23 protein-coding genes and 2 pseudogenes are annotated in these 16160 nt (G+C 57.6%); 10 read left to right on the top strand and 15 right to left on the bottom strand.

Features of this window, described 5'->3' with window-relative positions; all coding sequences use genetic code 11:
- Positions 1–2 precede the first annotated feature (2 nt).
- Together ACZ5A6_RS19310 and ACZ5A6_RS19305 are read right to left on the bottom strand one after the other, a co-directional pair.
- Positions 3–362, bottom strand: a complete 360-nt coding sequence (locus tag ACZ5A6_RS19310) for a hypothetical protein (RefSeq protein ID WP_019567398.1) — start codon at positions 360–362, stop codon at positions 3–5.
- A gap of 513 nt (positions 363–875) precedes the next feature.
- Complete coding sequence (locus tag ACZ5A6_RS19305) at positions 876–1214, bottom strand: hypothetical protein (RefSeq protein WP_019567397.1); 339 nt, start codon at positions 1212–1214, stop codon at positions 876–878.
- A gap of 261 nt (positions 1215–1475) precedes the next feature.
- Here ACZ5A6_RS19305 and ACZ5A6_RS19300 point away from each other — a divergent pair, with 261 nt between their 5' ends.
- Positions 1476–2222 (top strand): Crp/Fnr family transcriptional regulator, encoded by a 747-nt coding sequence (locus ACZ5A6_RS19300; RefSeq protein WP_019567396.1) that lies wholly within the window; start codon positions 1476–1478, stop codon positions 2220–2222.
- Here the strand turns inward: ACZ5A6_RS19300 and ACZ5A6_RS19295 are convergent.
- Together ACZ5A6_RS19295 and ACZ5A6_RS19290 are read right to left on the bottom strand one after the other, a co-directional pair.
- Positions 2205–2444 carry a DUF6894 family protein gene (locus ACZ5A6_RS19295; RefSeq protein WP_006315847.1) on the bottom strand — a complete coding sequence of 80 codons (240 nt, stop codon included), beginning with the start codon at positions 2442–2444 and terminating at the stop codon, positions 2205–2207. The two genes, ACZ5A6_RS19300 and ACZ5A6_RS19295, sit on opposite strands and share 18 nt — an antisense overlap.
- Positions 2445–2495: 51 nt before the next feature.
- Positions 2496–2684 carry a hypothetical protein gene (locus tag ACZ5A6_RS19290; RefSeq protein ID WP_025594784.1) on the bottom strand — a complete coding sequence of 63 codons (189 nt, stop codon included), beginning with the start codon at positions 2682–2684 and terminating at the stop codon, positions 2496–2498.
- A 152-nt stretch (positions 2685–2836) separates the two neighbouring features.
- Between ACZ5A6_RS19290 and ACZ5A6_RS19285 the strand changes: the two genes are divergently transcribed.
- The 4 genes and pseudogenes from ACZ5A6_RS19285 to ACZ5A6_RS19270 form a co-directional block, all read left to right on the top strand.
- The gene (locus ACZ5A6_RS19285) at positions 2837–3040 is read left to right on the top strand and encodes a hypothetical protein (RefSeq protein ID WP_026331086.1); all 204 of its coding nucleotides are present in this window, start codon (positions 2837–2839) and stop codon (positions 3038–3040) included.
- Between the two features lie 33 nt (positions 3041–3073).
- A complete protein-coding gene (locus ACZ5A6_RS19280; protein WP_013762445.1) occupies positions 3074–3265 on the top strand; it encodes a hypothetical protein in 192 nt (63 codons plus the stop codon).
- A gap of 18 nt (positions 3266–3283) precedes the next feature.
- Entirely contained in the window at positions 3284–3379 is a 96-nt protein-coding gene (locus tag ACZ5A6_RS19275) for a DUF3175 domain-containing protein (RefSeq protein WP_013762446.1), read from the top strand.
- 268 nt (positions 3380–3647) lie between these two features.
- Positions 3648–3770: pseudogene (locus ACZ5A6_RS19270) on the top strand (type II toxin-antitoxin system Phd/YefM family antitoxin); the annotation flags it as partial.
- A gap of 161 nt (positions 3771–3931) precedes the next feature.
- Here the strand turns inward: ACZ5A6_RS19270 and ACZ5A6_RS19265 are convergent.
- The gene (locus ACZ5A6_RS19265) at positions 3932–4996 is read right to left on the bottom strand and encodes a class I SAM-dependent methyltransferase (RefSeq protein WP_019567392.1); all 1065 of its coding nucleotides are present in this window, start codon (positions 4994–4996) and stop codon (positions 3932–3934) included.
- Between the two features lie 238 nt (positions 4997–5234).
- Between ACZ5A6_RS19265 and ACZ5A6_RS19260 the strand changes: the two genes are divergently transcribed.
- Positions 5235–6047, top strand: coding sequence for a nickel-binding protein (locus ACZ5A6_RS19260; protein ID WP_013762450.1), 813 nt, complete (start codon positions 5235–5237; stop codon positions 6045–6047).
- Between the two features lie 379 nt (positions 6048–6426).
- Positions 6427–7062, top strand: coding sequence for a GNAT family N-acetyltransferase (locus ACZ5A6_RS19255; protein ID WP_464111287.1), 636 nt, complete (start codon positions 6427–6429; stop codon positions 7060–7062).
- Positions 7063–7459: 397 nt separating this feature from the next.
- Here the strand turns inward: ACZ5A6_RS19255 and ACZ5A6_RS19250 are convergent, their stop codons facing one another.
- A complete protein-coding gene (locus ACZ5A6_RS19250) occupies positions 7460–8626 on the bottom strand; it encodes a serine hydrolase domain-containing protein (RefSeq protein ID WP_013762452.1) in 1167 nt (388 codons plus the stop codon).
- 16 nt (positions 8627–8642) lie between these two features.
- Positions 8643–9851: an MFS transporter gene (locus ACZ5A6_RS19245; RefSeq protein ID WP_464111286.1), complete on the bottom strand. Its 1209-nt coding sequence runs from the start codon at positions 9849–9851 to the stop codon at positions 8643–8645.
- A gap of 90 nt (positions 9852–9941) precedes the next feature.
- Here ACZ5A6_RS19245 and ACZ5A6_RS19240 point away from each other — a divergent pair, with 90 nt between their 5' ends.
- Positions 9942–10838, top strand: coding sequence for a LysR family transcriptional regulator (locus ACZ5A6_RS19240; RefSeq protein WP_013762454.1), 897 nt, complete (start codon positions 9942–9944; stop codon positions 10836–10838).
- 98 nt (positions 10839–10936) lie between these two features.
- Positions 10937–11521, top strand: a complete 585-nt coding sequence (locus ACZ5A6_RS19235) for an SDR family oxidoreductase (protein WP_013762455.1) — start codon at positions 10937–10939, stop codon at positions 11519–11521.
- Here the strand turns inward: ACZ5A6_RS19235 and ACZ5A6_RS19230 are convergent.
- A complete protein-coding gene (locus ACZ5A6_RS19230) occupies positions 11490–11891 on the bottom strand; it encodes an AAA-type ATPase lid domain-containing protein (protein ID WP_013762456.1) in 402 nt (133 codons plus the stop codon). The genes ACZ5A6_RS19235 and ACZ5A6_RS19230 overlap by 32 nt on opposite strands.
- 38 nt (positions 11892–11929) lie before the next feature.
- On the bottom strand, positions 11930–12145 hold the full coding sequence (locus ACZ5A6_RS19225; RefSeq protein WP_464111285.1) for a hypothetical protein: 216 nt from the start codon (positions 12143–12145) through the stop codon (positions 11930–11932).
- A 340-nt stretch (positions 12146–12485) separates the two neighbouring features.
- Between ACZ5A6_RS19225 and ACZ5A6_RS19220 the strand changes: the two genes are divergently transcribed.
- Positions 12486–12608, top strand: coding sequence for a hypothetical protein (locus tag ACZ5A6_RS19220; RefSeq protein ID WP_003518941.1), 123 nt, complete (start codon positions 12486–12488; stop codon positions 12606–12608).
- Between the two features lie 200 nt (positions 12609–12808).
- Here the strand turns inward: ACZ5A6_RS19220 and ACZ5A6_RS19215 are convergent, their stop codons facing one another.
- From ACZ5A6_RS19215 to ACZ5A6_RS19190, 6 genes and pseudogenes are all read right to left on the bottom strand, one after another.
- Positions 12809–13468, bottom strand: a complete 660-nt coding sequence (locus ACZ5A6_RS19215) for an outer membrane protein (RefSeq protein ID WP_013762458.1) — start codon at positions 13466–13468, stop codon at positions 12809–12811.
- 207 nt (positions 13469–13675) lie between these two features.
- Complete coding sequence (locus ACZ5A6_RS19210; RefSeq protein WP_025594780.1) at positions 13676–14059, bottom strand: ester cyclase; 384 nt, start codon at positions 14057–14059, stop codon at positions 13676–13678.
- A 70-nt stretch (positions 14060–14129) separates the two neighbouring features.
- Entirely contained in the window at positions 14130–14750 is a 621-nt protein-coding gene (locus ACZ5A6_RS19205) for a histidine phosphatase family protein (protein ID WP_025594779.1), read from the bottom strand.
- Positions 14728–15297, bottom strand: a pseudogene (locus ACZ5A6_RS19200) (P-loop nucleotide/nucleoside kinase family protein). The gene ACZ5A6_RS19205 and the pseudogene ACZ5A6_RS19200 overlap by 23 nt, the downstream one beginning before the upstream one ends.
- 112 nt (positions 15298–15409) lie before the next feature.
- The gene (locus tag ACZ5A6_RS19195; RefSeq protein WP_003518932.1) at positions 15410–15538 is read right to left on the bottom strand and encodes a hypothetical protein; all 129 of its coding nucleotides are present in this window, start codon (positions 15536–15538) and stop codon (positions 15410–15412) included.
- 123 nt (positions 15539–15661) lie between these two features.
- Entirely contained in the window at positions 15662–15982 is a 321-nt protein-coding gene (locus ACZ5A6_RS19190) for a hypothetical protein (protein ID WP_013762464.1), read from the bottom strand.
- Positions 15983–16160: the final 178 nt, after the last annotated feature.

Here is a 16160-nt window from a genome sequence, read left to right as displayed (position 1 = left end):
CTTTAATGTCTGATGCCTCCTCCTTGCGCCATCAAGGCGGAAACAATGTTTTCAATGTCTTCCGAACGCCTGGAGAGGACAAAAGGTCCCGGCTCGCTATCGATGACCGCTTCGGGTACGAAAAAAAGATAGGGAATGGCTTCGCCATCCAACTGCTCGGTGAGGCGTAGCAGGATGTTTGCCTCGTAACGAACGTCGATAATCGCGGCGGTAAATTTCAGAGCGGCTTCACTCTCTATGAAACTTGCGGAATACGGTCCCTCGAGACCAATCTGAGCATGAAACCAAGCCATCCTGATTTCCGGTGTCACGGTATCAGTCATGCCAATGATTGCGATGGTGAGGCGTTTGACAGTCCGCATGCTTTACTCCTCGCATACCACTGCATGGGTGTGCCGTTCCACCTACCATAACGCCTGAGCAGGATGATTTCAGCCGCCCCGTAGTCCGAATTTATCAAATAAGCGCGAGAGGGCCGGCGCGGCGTTGGGCATCTCGTCCCGATGATGAAAACCCCTTGCGACGGTTTTCCTCGCCGTCGTCCCGCTTCGGGGGCGGAACAATTGCGGATGGGCGGGGGTGGGATGCCGCGCGCCCATGAGGAGGTATCGGATGCAGGCAAAAGACAATTACTAGGCTGATCCGCCACGGGAAAGCATCAGGCTTGAGCAGGATATAAACCCACCGGTAAGTGAAAGGCTCGATTCAAACTTTTCACCCATGACGGCGATTTTCGCGGCCGCAAACGCACTTGGAAAACCATGATGGTCTATACGCTTGTGATATTTGCGCTGGCGGCCGCCATTGCGCTCTATTTTTTAATCGCGACGCATCCCGGTCGCACCGCGTGAGCCGGCGCCGGCCCGTCATTTCGCCTAGACCTTACCCGCCTCCAGATTGCGACCATCAGTCGACGGTGGAACGCTGATTTCTGCACTTCTGCGTCGCAGGGGAACATCCACCTGATGGGGCACCGCCACCATTACCTGAAGCGACCGCGACACCCGATTGGGGGCTGCGGTATCGGTCAGCGTCATATGGGTGGTTTGAGCGAAGCGTCTCGCCTCTTCGGTCCGCAGCATATCGTTCTCCAGCAGCTTTGCTGCCGCGAGCGCGAGATGTCGGCTGGGATAAACGCCTCTTATGATATCAGAGATGACGACGGCCCATCCATTTTCATGCGCCGTGATCTGGTATTCGATGTTCTTTTTCATGGTGTTCAAGCCTCCCTGTTTGGCAGCCCCTAACCACGATTGGAAGAGCTTGTTCCAGATATTGAAGGCGGATGCGGCGGATTGCTTTCGCTAAGTCGTCCCGGCAAGAATTTCGCCTATTCGGCCATTCCCCGATGCAGCAAGGGACCCTCCTGCAAATTCGTACGGAAACGTACTCACTGTTTTCATGCGATTTTCCGCTGTTAATATGACCGCGGCATATTGTTGTTTTCGAGCAAGGGGCGAACCGGGCGAACCGCTATGCTTGGATCTGATTTTTTTGTTTATAACCTGCTATTGAAAACCCTGGGCATGGACGGGATTTCACGGCTCGCGTCTCGAATGGAGCACGTCGATCTGCCGGCGGGGTATCAGCTCGTTGCGCCTGGCGTGCCTGTTTCCCATCTCTGTTTCATCGAAACCGGTCTGGCATCCACCGTCGTTCATAACGGTAGCGGTAAAAGCATAGAAACCGTGCTCGTCGGCCGGGAGGGGATCACCGGCTGGCCCGCTCTTCTGGGCGCGGAAACCACGCCGGATGAAACCGTCATGGGTGTCGGCGGCCGTGGCTTTCTGATCCCCGCCGTCGAACTGCGACAGGAGATGGAGAACGACGTGCGGCTGCGGGAGCTTTTGCTGGGCTATATTAATATATGTCTGCTTCAGGTGGGCCAGCTTGTGCTGGCAAATGGGCAGTACAGTCTGCGCGAAAGGCTCGCGCGCTGGCTGCTGATGTGTCATGACCGGCTCGATACCGATGATCTGCCGATCACCCATGAGTTCCTCTCCACGGTTCTTGGCGTGCGGCGGCCGGGCATCACCAACGAGCTGCATGTTCTCGAAGGCATTCATGCCATCCGTGCCAGCCGAGGAAACGTCCGGATCGTCAATCGAAGCATATTGGAAGACGTCGCCGACACGACCTACGGCGTCCCGGAAAAAGAATATGAAAAACTGATAACTCGTATGCGGACGGACGTTGCAACGCCATCAGTCATTTCTGCCTAGCGCGTCGGCGAAGCGGACGACTTTCAATACTTCCTGCTGTTTATTCCGGATGATGATGCATCCTTCCGAGATGTCGCGCCCTTGCAGGACTGCCTCGCTCATCAGCGCCCGGGCATCTTGGAGCGCCTCCTCGATCGCCCGGTCGAGCGACGGCAGATCGCTGCCTTCCGGATCATCGAGGATGTTTTTGCCGCTGATCACGGTGAAGAAAAATCTTGGCATGTTGGTTCCTCAGGAAAGACATGGTCGCCGTAGGCGCACCGCGGCTTGTCCTCAGCCGAAGTGTCGCAAATATTGGGCTTGTTTCTCAAGCCGGGCGGCAAGTTCGGAAATGCTCATATTGTTCGCGCATAAATGAATAGCGCATTCCAGGAATTGCAGTGACGAGCGCCTGATAAAGTCCTGCTGCTGCTCATAAGCCATTCTGGAGATGCGATCGGATTTGCCGGATTTGTCCGTCATCGTCATGTTCCCTCGGATTGAATTTTCTCTCGCGCCTAACCGGGGCAACGCGAAATTGTTTCGAAAAAAGTTGCCCTGCTGTGTTGTTGTCTTCGCGGAACATCGTCGCCGCAAAGAGGTTGGGTGGGTTCGCAACCTAACCGGAGGCAATGATGACCAATAATTCTCCACGAGGTGGCGCTCCCGGCACCACCGACCAATCACCCCGTTGGGAGGGGCCGAAGGAAACCCGCCCCAGCGGCTACATGGAGCCCCTTGACGATCCCGAGCACGATCGGGAGGCTGTTGGGGAGAACGTCAAAAACCCACGTAAGAAGCGTGTTTCCGACGCAATGAAAACGCGCGACGAGAAGTAATGCGCGGCTCGTCCGTTGCGACCGGAGGAAGACATGTTCACTTCAACAAAAATACCGGCCAGCATCCGTCAGGGCGGGCCGGGTGCATCGCATGAAAACGCGAAGGCACCCTTGGAAATCAAGAAACCCGCCGCAGATAACGACAAGCGTTCGAAGAGCAGGGTTTCCGGAGGAGGTCGTGGGCGTGACAGTCACCATACCCATGACCCATACCGAAAATCATGATTCGCCGAGAGAGAAACAGTGAAAAAGGCGAAAAAGAAAAAGAAAAAGAAATGGTCGCAGAAGGTGACCAAGGAAAGCGACGCGCTCGATCTTGAGAAAGACGCCTCTCGTTGAGGAACTCTGTTTTCCTCTTGCCCGAAGCAAACGTCAGGATCGCGTCAGATCGCCGCGTAGTACGATCACCAGTTCCGCACCATCGGCACGAGATCAATGCGGTTTACCAGCGTGCGAAGCTTGTCGGCCGCCTGTGCCCTCGTCTCCTCGTTGCCAAGCTGGTCGTGAAGAGCAGCGATCTCCTCATGATAAAATTTTGCCAGATTGGGATGCCGCAGGGGAGGTGGCTCCTCCGCATTGCGGATTTCGGATTACATAGAGGTTTCCGATGACCATGACACGTTTTTCCTGCAGTGAAGTCGATCTTGACGTTAGCAAGGCAAAGAAAGCCGCCCAAGCGGGATCCGTGACGATCACCCATCGCGGCAGGCCATCTCATGTGTTGATGACGTAACGCGAGTTCGAGCGCCTCATCGGAAAGCGCCGCAACCTCGCCGACGACGCACGAGCACTAACGGCTGATAGCCACCAAATCTCGTCGCCATGTTCCGCACTATGAACTGGCAAATGCTCTGGTCTACAATGCTGGCGCGCAACGCTCCCGAAACACTCCTAAACCCGCGCTTCCAGAACCATGTTGAAAGGCCCGGTGAAGGCTCGCCTGACGCTGGAAAAGCCACCCGAACGAATGACCTCTGAGAGCTTAGCTTCGCCAGCTTGAGCTCCCAATCCTTCACCCACCTCCTGGTCAAGTGACGTTGGCACGCAAATCATGGTTGATGCATTGTAGTAAAGGCGGCCGACAGGATTCATATTGTCCGCCGGGCGGTCGCCCGAGATAGGTTCAACGATCATCCAGGTGCCGTCATTTTTGAGGATACGAGACATGTGCCCCGCACACCCACGCGGATCACCCATATCATGCAGACAGTCGAAACTGGTGATGAGATCGAAATCCGTATCCTTGATGTCTTTGGCCGTCGCCGCCACGAATTTCACCCGGTCGTCCACCCCATGGCTTCGGGCATGCTTGTTGGCCTCTTCTATGGATGGCTCGTGGAAGTCATAGCCTGTGAAGCTGGCGTTGGGGTACGCCTCGGCCATAAGAATTGTCGAGAAGCCGACGCCACAGCCGACATCGGCGACCCGGGCGCCCTTCACCAGTTTGTCCTCGACGCCATGAAGGGCGGGCAGCCACGATTGGACAATATTGTTCACATATCCCGGCCGAAAGAACGCGCCCGTTGCGCAGAACAGGCAAGCTGCAGTGTCACCCCATCGCACCCCGCCGCCGGTCCGGAAGCTGTGCTCAACCTTGGGCTCTCCCTCGATCATCGCCGCGACCAGATCGAAAGCCCCTTCGAGATAGACGGGGCTGTCCTCGTTGACGAACACCATCGCCTGCTCGGGTGAGAGACTAAACATCCCGGAACCGCTGTCGTAGTCGATGTAGCCGTTTGCCGCCTGTGCCAGCGCCCACTCCCTGACGTAGCGCTCCAACAGGTTACCGGAGGCTGCCGCAAGGCCTGTGGATGTTAGCGGTCCGGCGCGGTGCAACGTATCGAACAGCCCCAGTCTCAAGCCAATCCTAACAGTTGGAACACTGAAGGCTCCGCCTAGATCGCCCAGTATTCTGCCAATAAAAGAATTCAGTTTTGTTTCGTCGAGCTGTGTCATTTCATTCCCCCCAATTAATTGAGTTGGCGGGCAAAGGCTGACCGAAAATTTACGCGTCAGTGAATGCTCGTAGGCGAAGTAATATAGCCGAATACCCTGAATTTGTCACGCAAACCAATATCGCTCTATCGGTGGTCCGCTCCTGACTGGCGTTACCCGTAAGAGTGATGGACGATAGCGCGGGGAAGTCGTAAACTGGCTTGAAGACCAGGCAACGATATACTCCCGGGAGGAAGCAATGCCTATCTTCATGGACCGGCACGAGCTTGCGGGAGTTTCAGCGGCGGATATCGCCGCGGCACATCTTAAAGATCTCAACATTCAGGAGCAGTACGGCGTCAGGTTCCTGACCTACTGGTTTGATGAAAGGCGTGGTACGGCCTTTTGCCTTATCGATGCTCCAGACGCTGAAACTGCGCAGTGCGTACATCGGGAAGCCCACGGATTTGTCGCCAGTGAAGTTGTGGAAGTCGCTCTGTCCGCTGTGGAAGCATTTCTCGGGCGAATACAGGATCCCTTGTCGCTTGCTACCATCTCGAAAGATATGGATGCCGGCCACCGTGCGATCCTGTTCACTGATATTGTCGGTTCAACCGAGATGACGGCCCGCCTTGGCGATCGTATGGCGGCGGAACTCGTCCGCGCACACGATGCCCTGGTTCGTGGTTGTCTCGGGCGACGGTCGGGGCGAGAGGTCAAGCACACCGGCGATGGCATAATGGCTGTATTCTCGTCCGTACCGTTTGCCGTGGATTGCGCCATTGATATCCAGCGCGAGTTCCATCGCTACAACAGCGGCAACGGTGAGCCAATTCACATCCGCATTGGACTGGATTGTGGTGAGCCGGTCGAGGACAGCAATGATTTCTTCGGTGCGACCGTGCAACTGGCAGCCAGGCTCTGTGCCGCGGCCGAGAGCGACCAGATCCTGATATCGGACAAGACCTTCCAGGAATATGGCAGCGCCGATGTCCTCGTCCATGGCAATCAATACAGACTGAAAGGATTTGCCGAGCCGGTCATCGCCTATCGTTGCGAGTGGCTGCACTAGCGACGTGATTTGAAATCCGATGTAGAAATGACCATCAAATGGTAATCTGCGTTGAGCCACCGTGCGGTTTGTTCGGTCGGGCAACACCGGCCTGATGTCTGGCGGGGTGTGGACACTTGCACCACCGCTGGGCGGCCGCTCTGCGAAGCCGGAAAACTCTAGCCTCAGCTGGTCCAGAAACCTGGGGCGGTTCAAAATGGGCCGGACTCAAATTTATTCTGGAGGAAATTCTCAGTGGCAGGTCACGGTCACTTTGCAATTCAATGTCGCCTTGGTTGGGAGGATATTGATGAAAAGTGCGGCATTAGATAGAAAAACCACAGAATTCCATTTCAGGCACTGATTTCCATGGCTAATTTGGGAAATCTCTAAACGTTGCATGGCATCGGCCGCAAATAATGTACGTCGCGCCGCCAAGCGGTACGCTGCAATGGCGCTAGCAAGAGCGCGATCAAGGATCGATGGAATGGACTTGGCGTATCGCCTCCCGGAGGAATTCTTCACAGAGCGGTTTCTAGTCAGGCGGGTTCAACCATCTGATGGCGACGCAATCTTTGCTGGTTGGGCAACTGATCGTGAAGTGACGAAATATCTCACTTGGCGTCCGCACACAGACCTTTCCCAGACGCAGGAAGCTGCGGAACGCTCCTATCTGGAGTGGGAAGGTGGCTCCACGTTTCCAGCGGTCATTTGCCGACGCGAAGTGCCGAGCGAACTTGTTGGAAGGATTGACGCGCGACTGGCGGGACCGCGAGTTTCCTACGGTTGGCTTGTCCGGAAGGATCACTGGGGACAGGGCGTTGCGACTGAAGTGGTAAAATGGGCGATCGAGCATGCCCTTACCCATCCGATGATCTATCGCACCGAGGCAGCTTGTGATGTCATGAACATGGCCTCAGCACGTGTGATGGAAAAGGCTGGTATGACCCAGGAAGCGTTGCTTCGGCGGTATCTTTTCCATCCAAATTTGTCGAACGAACCAAGGGACGCTTTCCTGTATTCCAAAGTTCGCTGAGACCGTCCCGGGTTACCAATCCGGCTGTAGCTTCCCGCATAAACCAACTGGGTCTCTCACGAGCGACTCCTATGCGAAATCCAAGGCAAAAATCTGGATCATGTTCAGGATGATACGCATACAGCTCTAATCTCCCCGCGGCCTTCAGTCGCCGGACGGTGTCAACATCAGGATGCGCCCGCCCTAATCGTGGCGGTTCTTCACGAATGAATGAATCTCATGAAGCTGTTGGCTAATCGTGTGAACGAATGATATTTCGGTGAAGGGAGATTATCTGCGCGAGACGGATAAATCGTTGTTATAGCATGGTCGCAAAGAGGGGCGCCTGTTTGAACCCGCCTCAAGGCGTAGTCTTCGATTAGAATTGTTGGATAGCATCGCTAATTTCACTTCTCGCTCATGACGCCTCCGCCATCGCTGCATAGATGGCCCGACTGATATCGGTAGAAAACCGCCCGGCGCCAGACATGCCTTCAAATGCGGTATTGGTCAGGGCCACAACTGTCAGGCCGTTGCTTGGGTCAGTGAACCAGCTATGCCCGTAGGCCCCGCCCCAGCGCCAGGTGCCTGCCGGCTCGGCCACGCCTGCGGCCTGGCTGTCGCGCAGCACCGAAAAACCGAGACCATAGCCCCAGCCCGGCGATCCCTCGATGTCGATCCCGGCTATCTGGTCACGCGCCATCACGGAGGCATGATCGGCAGTCATCATATCACCGCCGCCCTGCCGTAACGCTTCTATCAGCTGCAACACATCGAACGCTGTGCCGACCATACCGGCGCCGCCTGAAGGAAAAGCCTTGGTATCAAACACCCGTGATGGATCCATCATGACGCTTGCCATACCGGGGAGCAATGGCAAGCAGTCCGGTTCGTGCATCCGGCGGGGACGTGGCGTGGCGTCCGCGTATGCAGCCGTAACCCGGGATGGATCGGAAAGCGCAAAACCGGTATCCTTAAGACGGAGCGGCTCGGTGACGAGCTTGCGGATGGATTCCGGCAAGGCGAGCCCTGTTGCCGCCTCAATCACCGCACCCACAACATCTATCCCCAACGAATAGCGGAATGCCGACCCCGGAGCGAAGGAGAGGGGGACGCCGGCAAGGCGCCGGATGTTGTCGGCAAGCGTCAGGTCGGAGCGGTCCATACCGTCCGACACGCCTGCTTGGGCGAGAGGCCCGCCTTCCGGCTCAAAAAAGCCGTAGCTGAGCCCTGCGCTGTGACTGAGTAGATGACGCAAGGTGATAAGAGCCGGTCGTCCCTCGAAGGTCGGCGTGAACGCCGGTAGCCATTCCGTGATTGGTCGATCGAGATCCAGTATCCCGCGACTGACCAGCGCTAGGGCAGCCGCAGCGGAGAAGAGTTTCGAGACGGAGGCCAGTCGGAAGATAGCGTCAGTTCGCATCTCCGTGCCGGCATCCCGGTCGGCGAGCCCTGCTGCGCGGCAATATATTGTTTTGCCGTCGAGCGCGACAAGGACGACAGCACCGACGATGCGTTCGGCTGCAATCGCGCCGTCTATCACAGCGTCCAGGCGCGATACGATCGAAGAATTTGAGGATGTCATGAGAATTTCCTTTGGATCAGGGATTGGCAGCCGGTGGGAAGGCATGATGGTGTGCAAGAAGTGTTGTGATGAATGCCGGGACGAGGAGGATAAGAATGGCTGGGGCGAAGCCGCCAACGCCACTCTGCTGCAGGATCAACCCGCCGACGATACCGCCACCGGCGATTGCCAGGTTCCAGGCGGTGACCAGCATGGATTGAGCAACATCGGCAGCATCGCCTGCGATGTTCGAAAGAGCGGTCTGAAACAGCGTGGCAGTTCCGCCAAAAGCGAGGCCCCAGACCGCGATTGCACCGTAGACAACCGCTGGGTTCTCACCCCATAGCCCAAGCGCCAGCGCTGCAAGCCCGAACAAAGCGATGCTGGCGAGCGACAGGCTTCGCAGTTGACGGTCAATCAGGACACCGACGATCCAGATGGCTGCCAGTGCTGTCGTGCCGAAGACCAGAAGCACAAGATCGGTCCGCGCTGCCATGCCGGCCTCGACCAAGAACGGGGCGATATAGGTGTACAGGATGTTGTGAGCGAGGACGAAGGCAATGGTGACGAACAGGACCGGGCGCACGCCGGGCAGAGTAAACACCGTGCCGAGCCCGCGGCGACGCTCCATAGGCTGGCCTCCGTAGTCTGGCACCTTCGCGATAACCCAAACAACCAGTACCAGAGTCAAGCCGCTGATGAGGCCAAAACACGCCCTCCACCAGAGGAGGGTGCCCAGAAAAGTACCGGCCGGAATGCCAAGCGACAGCGCGAGCGGCGTGCCCACCATGGCCACCGCGATAGCCCGTCCCTTTAGTGCCTCGGGCACCATGCGTGCCGCATAGCCTGCGAGCAACGCCCAGAGCAACCCGGCCGAAACGCCGGCACAAAATCGTGCGACCATCGTCAGCAGATAGCTAGAGGAGACGGCTGTAACTGTATTGGCGATTGCGAAACCGGCGATGGCAGCGAGGAGTAACCGCCGCCGTCGTATGCCTTGCGTCGCCGCCGTCAGCGGGATCGCGGCGATGAGCGATCCAATCGCGTAGATCGTCACCATCTGGCCCACCAGTGCGTCCGACACGGCAAGGCCCGCGCCGATCTGCGGCAGCAAAGCTGCGGGCAACGCCTCGGTCAGAATGGTGATGAAGCCGGCCATGGCGAGTGCGAGCAGGCCCGAGAGCGGCAGACGACGAGGTTGGGGCGGGTCGACGGGGGACGCGGCGAATAAGTGCATGTTTGTCATGCCTTGACCATAAGCCGGTCTCCGCGATTGGAGAATTATGCTAGAGTTCTCATCATATCGGACATAGATGTCCGCAATAGGGACTAGTGGATGGAACATCTCGGCGCATTGAATGCCTTCGTTCAAACGGCAGATTGCGGTAGTTTTGCGGGTGCAGCCGCGAGGCTTGGCGTTTCTGGCTCGGCCATCGGCAAGGCGGTCGCGCGGCTGGAAGAGCGGCTTGCCGTTCGCCTCTTCCATCGCTCGACGCGCTCGTTGACGCTGACTGCGGAAGGAGCTCTGTTCCTCGATCGCTGCCGCCGCATATTCAGCGAGATCGAGGCCGCTGAACTGGAGCTGTCGCAAATCCGTCAGGCGCCGCGCGGACGTCTTCGTGTCAGCCTGCCACTAATCGGCATGCTGATGATGCCCGCAGTCATGGCCTTCATGCGTGCCTATCCCGAGATCGAGCTTGACCTCGACTTCACCGACCGGCTGGTGGATGTGATCGACGAAGGTTTCGATGCCGTGGTCCGCACCGGCGAAGCCCGGGACTCGCGATTGATGATGCGTCGGGCAGGGGCATTCTCGCACCGGATCGTCGGATCGCCCGATTATCTCGCGGCGCGTGGCGTGCCTTCGACGCCCGACGATCTGCTCGGTCACGCCTGCCATCATCACAAATATCCGTCCACCGGCAAGCTGGAGCGCTGGCCGATGGTGGCGGACGGCGCGGCCCTTGAACTTGTTCTTCCCGTGACATCGGTAGCAAGCACGCTCGAGCCGCAGATCTGCTTGGCCGAGGGAGGCTTCGGGCTTGCATGCCTGCCGCAATTCGCGATCCGGGAGCAGCTCCGGCGAGGTAGGCTGGTCAGCGTGCTTGAGGACTATATGCAAGAGGTCGGTGCCTTCCACATCCTCTGGCCGGCAAACCGGCATCCCTCGCCGAAGGTGTCCGCCTTCGTCTCCTTTATGGCTGAAAACCTTCTGCGTGAGCAACATAGGTGATTTGTCATTCGCGCGTTCGCACCACGCCTCGCGGCCTTAGGCCTCACTGGCGGCAACTGACGTTCGCTTGAAAGGATCAGGAGATCGTCCGCGCCTACGTGGCCAGCGCAAAGGCCAAGGCGCGCGACGATATTTCCGCCCATTCCGAAGGTCGCTCGCCAGCACTCGGCCAGCCGCCTGGGGCATGGCGTTCAGCGGTCGATTCGAGGCGGGTTTCGATCTTTTCGATCACCGATGCGCTTGCATACGGCATGATCGAACGTCAATGGGGTCGCATCATCACCATCGGTTCATCGGGCATCGAGCGGCCCATTGCCGGTTTCGCCCTGTCGAAAGCGGTTCGCGCCGCGGACGCCGGGCGGTCGAAAACGCTGTCGACGGAGCTCGCGCCTCACGGTGTCACGGTCAACATGATCCTGCTCTGCCGGAGTGACACCGACCGCGTGCGCGTGCTGGATGACATCAGGGCTAGAAACGCCGCGCTTGAGCTAGCTGCCGTGCTGGAAGCGTCGCGCGGGGACATCCCCGGCGGACGTTACGGCTGCGCAGAGGAGTTCGCTGCCGCCGCCATTTTTCTTGCCAGCCAGCAGGCGAGTTACATTACCGGGTCGATGGTGGCGCTATCCGCAGCCTGTGACGCCGCCGCCCGCCTCAGCCCTTCATGCGCAATTTCCCGACCATAAGCTTGTGCTTATTCACCTTGTCGTAGAATGTCTTTCTCGAAATCTTCAGGTGCTTCATCGCCTGTGTGGCGCTTCTACCTGTCGCCGTCAGCGTTGCGGCGATGAGGCGGGCCTCGTAAGCCGTCATCATCGTGGCGAGGCCGGTCATCTCGGCGGATCCGCCGGCGGCGGGAAGCTGCTGTGGGCCGAGCAGTTGCAGCTGGGCAAAACGCTGTAATTCACGTAGGTTGCCCGGCCAGTTATGCGTGAGCCTTGCATGGCTGACGGCGCTCATTTCAGGTAAGGGCGCGCAGTTATTGGCGCTGGCGTGGCGTAGGAAGAAGCGGAAACAGGGCAATATGTCCTCAGGTCTTTCCCGCAGCGGCAGCACGGAACAAACGGGTCCCTAATTCGGCACAACGAGGGGTCTCAGTCAGCAGCCAGATATTCAACCGAGCAAAAGTCTTCACTACGCAAATGCGCCAAGTCTTCATCCAGTTGGCTAAGTCGCATCATATGTGCGGTGATCTGTAGTGAGATGATGTGCCGGTCGTCTATATAGAAACGTTCCCACCTCTTGAGGTTGTCGATGACCTCAATGAGGTCGAGACGTTCTTGTTCTAGTTTCTCCAAATTCCAGATCATCGCAGCCGGCCTCCCGATTTGACTTGCGTGAAACGTAGCATGGCCGGATCGGTTCAAACCGATAAGATTTAGCGTAAATTTTATCTAAATCGCAAGTTGCTCCAAGCTGCGGTTGGCGTGCTTAAGCAAATCCAGGGGATCCGTCAGCTAGCCACCGCGCTTGGTCGCGAAGAGTGTCGTCGTCGAACGCATGGAACAGGCTTGTACCGATCCAATGCCTCCAGGGAACACCCGCATCATCCGCGGAACCTTGCCGCGCGGCAACGGGAGCTCGAGGTGCGGCTGAAAGTGCTGCTTGGCACATGGATTCTCAACCAACTGCAAAAAGCCGGCGGATGGAATGGATGCGCAGATGCTGCTCCACTTACTGCGGTGTAAGCTGACGCAGATGGCGCTGCGTGATGCCGATCGTGCACTGCTTGGGGATTTGCTCAAAGGGGAAATCGTGGGTGAGGCTGGCTGATCGTTTGCTGGAGGGAGAAGGAGCATGTCCGGTCGCGTCCGGGTCCTGGTCGGCGTGTTCAGTCATTGTGGTGGCATTGCAACTGGCCAACAGGTGGCCCGTACTTGCCCACCCCTGTTTGTCGCTTCCCGCCTTCGGAAAAGGGACAAGAAAAAAGCCCGGCACAATGGCCGGGCTTTTGCTGTTGCTGTCCGGGTGAATCAGAATTTTACGCCGAGGCCGACGCGTATTGCATGCTGGTCGACATCTGCATTGATTGCAGCGCCGCCGAAATCGAAATCCTTGTCGCCGAAGTCGGTGTAACGATACTCAACGCGTCCGAACACCATGTCGGTAAACGCGTAGTCGAGACCAACGCCGACGGTGTAGCCGTTGAACGTTTCCTTCACGTCGGCAATGCCCGGAACTTCCGCGTAGCCGCGAGCATAGGCCCAGCCTGCGGTACCATAGACCAGGGCACGGTCAAATGCGTAGCCGACCCGGCCACGAACCGAACCCTGCCAGTCAAACCCGTAGTCAAAGCCCGTGCCAAGGATAGTGGCTGAATCATCGCCCCAGTTCTTTTCGAAGTCTGCTTCGAGGCCAACGACCCAGCTGTTGCCAAGGTCGTAGTTGAAGCCGACGAAACCACCGGCAAGAGCACCATCGAAGTCTGCGGACGTTTGGCCGGGAAGGCCGACGATCGAAGCGTCATTGTTGTTCCAGCCGTAGCCGGCCTGGACACCGGCGGTAAACCCGGTCCAGCTGAACAGCGGCGCAACGTCTGCTGCCGGGGCTGCAGGAACTTCTGATACGGCATCGGCCGCCATTGCAGTCGATGCCGCAAGCACGAATGCGATAGTCGATACGATTTTCTTCATAGTCTCTGAACTCCCTTGTATGAGAGATCATTCATATGCTTTTTTCCTGAAATATGATGTAACCTTTGTGCAACGCCCGCGACCTCAGCAGCTGTCTGCATAAATTTGAGGCTGTCCGGCTTCAGTGAGCGTTTCGTGCAATCACACTCTTTCGGCTCATTTTTCTGGCGCTGGCGGGCCACAGATACCTTCGCCGGGTGACGGCCGTCAGCCGAGCTGGCGCTCAATTGCGGCCTTGTCGATGACCGACCAGACCCTGCGGATTTTTGTCTGTTCGAAGTCGTAGAAAACATGCTCGCAGAACTGAACGCGCCTGCCATTGACCGGAAGGCCCATGAAGGTGGATTTGGGAGTGCAATCGAACGAAAGCCGGGCGCCGATCCGGGTCACGTCGCTGACAAGTATCTCTGCCTGGAACCGAAGGTCTGGAATATCAGCAAAGTCCTTGACCAGCATGTCGCGATAGCCCGACAGGCCTAACGCCCGGCCGTTGTGTTCAACAGTATCGTCGACGAATGCGCCGAGCTCATCGAAGGCCTGACGGTTGAGGCAGTCGAGATAAGCCAGGTAAATGACGTTAAGTGTATGCATGTGTTTCTCCCCTGTCGACATGGCGAATGACGTCCATGGCCCTTGGCTTTCTGGATCACGACCGTGCAGGTCAAACTGTGATGAGCTCGCACCTGCCATCATCTAGTCGGTAAAATCCATCCTGCGGAACGGGCAGTTCGAGCATCTCCAGCTTCGAAAGTCCGAGAAAAACACCCCGAAGAATCCGCCCGAACAGGCCATGGGAAATGGCGATCGTCGGATGCTGGAGATCCGAGATCCATGACGTCGCGCGCTTGCAGGCGTCATCAAAACTTTCGCCATCCGGTGCCCTGAAATACCAGTCGAATGCGTTGGATCCTTCAAGACGCCCAGGAAATTCGGCATCAATCTCAAATCGCGTCATGCCGTCCCAGGAGCCGGTGGTGACCTCAACGAGGCGGTTATCTTCGAGACACGGGAGCGCAACCTCGGCCTGGACCCGTTCTGCTGTCTGTCGCACGCGCCCGAGCGGGCTGATTTGCATCCGGAAAGACTGTTCATCGTCGCAGAGAGCGTCACGGAGCAGGCGCGCGACTTGATCGGCCTGTTCGATACCGCGCGCGGTCAGCGGGGAATCCTGTTGCCCCTGAAACCGGCCAAGACAGTTCCAGACTGTTTCGCCGTGGCGCAGGAGATAGATTGTCGGGACAGCCACGCTTGCTTCACCTTTATGTTCGTAATCGATTGCCATCGCTCGTGGCATCAATACGGAAACGTGCCGATTGCAGCGCATTGATGACCGCCTCCAAGGCCTGATCCCTGTCCTTGCCCGACAACGATAGTACATTGTGCTCGAAAGCCCCGAGATTGGCGAACTGGGCATGGAGATCGGCCACGACCAGCGGATCGCGGAGGCTGTCGCCGCCGCGAGCCTGACAGCGTTCGATTGCTTCTGTTACTGTCGTGCGCAGCACGATGTAGTGCAGCGGGCATGCAAGCGCCAGGAAGGCCGGGAGCCAGTCCGGTCGCACGACGCCATCGAGAATGACGAAATAACCCGCCTCGGCATAGCGACCTGCGACATCGGCGGCGATCTGCATGATCATGCGGTTTTGTTGATCGGATTCGGGAAGTCAGGGATCGATGCGGCCATGCTTGATGTATCCCCACAGATCATCGCTATGAAAATGAACCTTTGGCACGCCGCGCAAGTGCGCAAGCGTTTCGGCTATTGTGGACTTGCCGGAGCCTGGGTGGCCGGAGAGAAGCAGGATATGGCCGCGAAGATCGTCTGTCATGGTCGTTCACTCACCCGGGGCAGGCATTCGGCGGCTGATAGTACGGTCACCGGCCAAAGTTGCCAGGCTGGCGTTTCTTGTCCTCGCCGGTAGACGGGTGAAAGAACCCGCCCTATCTGGCAAAGGTTGTCACCAGGTATGCGGACGCCAGAAGCAGGCTGACGATTGTGAAGAATATCAGGGCCGCCGCCAGTTCATCAAACATGCCTTCGCGTTCATTGCGATTCCAGTCGTAAGCCAAAGCCAACCTCCATCGTTGTTGTGAGAGGAGGGTGGTCGCGTATGGTTAACGAAAACCTAAAATCATTAAGCTGAATTTCGCCGGTACGAAGTGCCATTGACGGCGGGAAGATGGCACATGGCGTCAACCGGCGGGTTCGGAAAAGCTGATTCCGGTTTTGCTGTCGAGGACGATATGCAGGTCTCGGATCATGCCGGCTGCCTGCAGCAGGGCGTTTCGCACGTCGTCATCGCTGCGCCATCCGTGTTCGATGGACAGGGCGACGGTGTGGATGTCGACGACACTGTCGCGACCGGGACCGGAGGGGATTCCGATCGTTTCGCGCATGTCGCGGATTGTCGTTACCGCCCGTTCAAGCATGCGGCGCTTCTGATAGTCGTCGAGGTTCTCGAGCCTGTTGGCGTCGCGGACGAGTTCGGCAATGAAACTGTTGGTCAGGGTCATGGTATGAGGTTGCCGGGTCGACCAGGCGGCGTCAACTGAGAACCGGCAGCGTGGGCTTCAGGCTGCGGTTTTAAGGTGTTGGCGTGATGCCCGTGCATCAGGGCCCAACGCGCGGCGAAATGGATTACGCCGTTTATCATCGTGATACTTATGGTTATATATCATATAAATAAGTAGT

It is taken from the genome of Agrobacterium sp. 6Ca8 (assembly GCF_055382765.1).
This window is presented reverse-complemented; position numbering and strand designations above follow the sequence as displayed.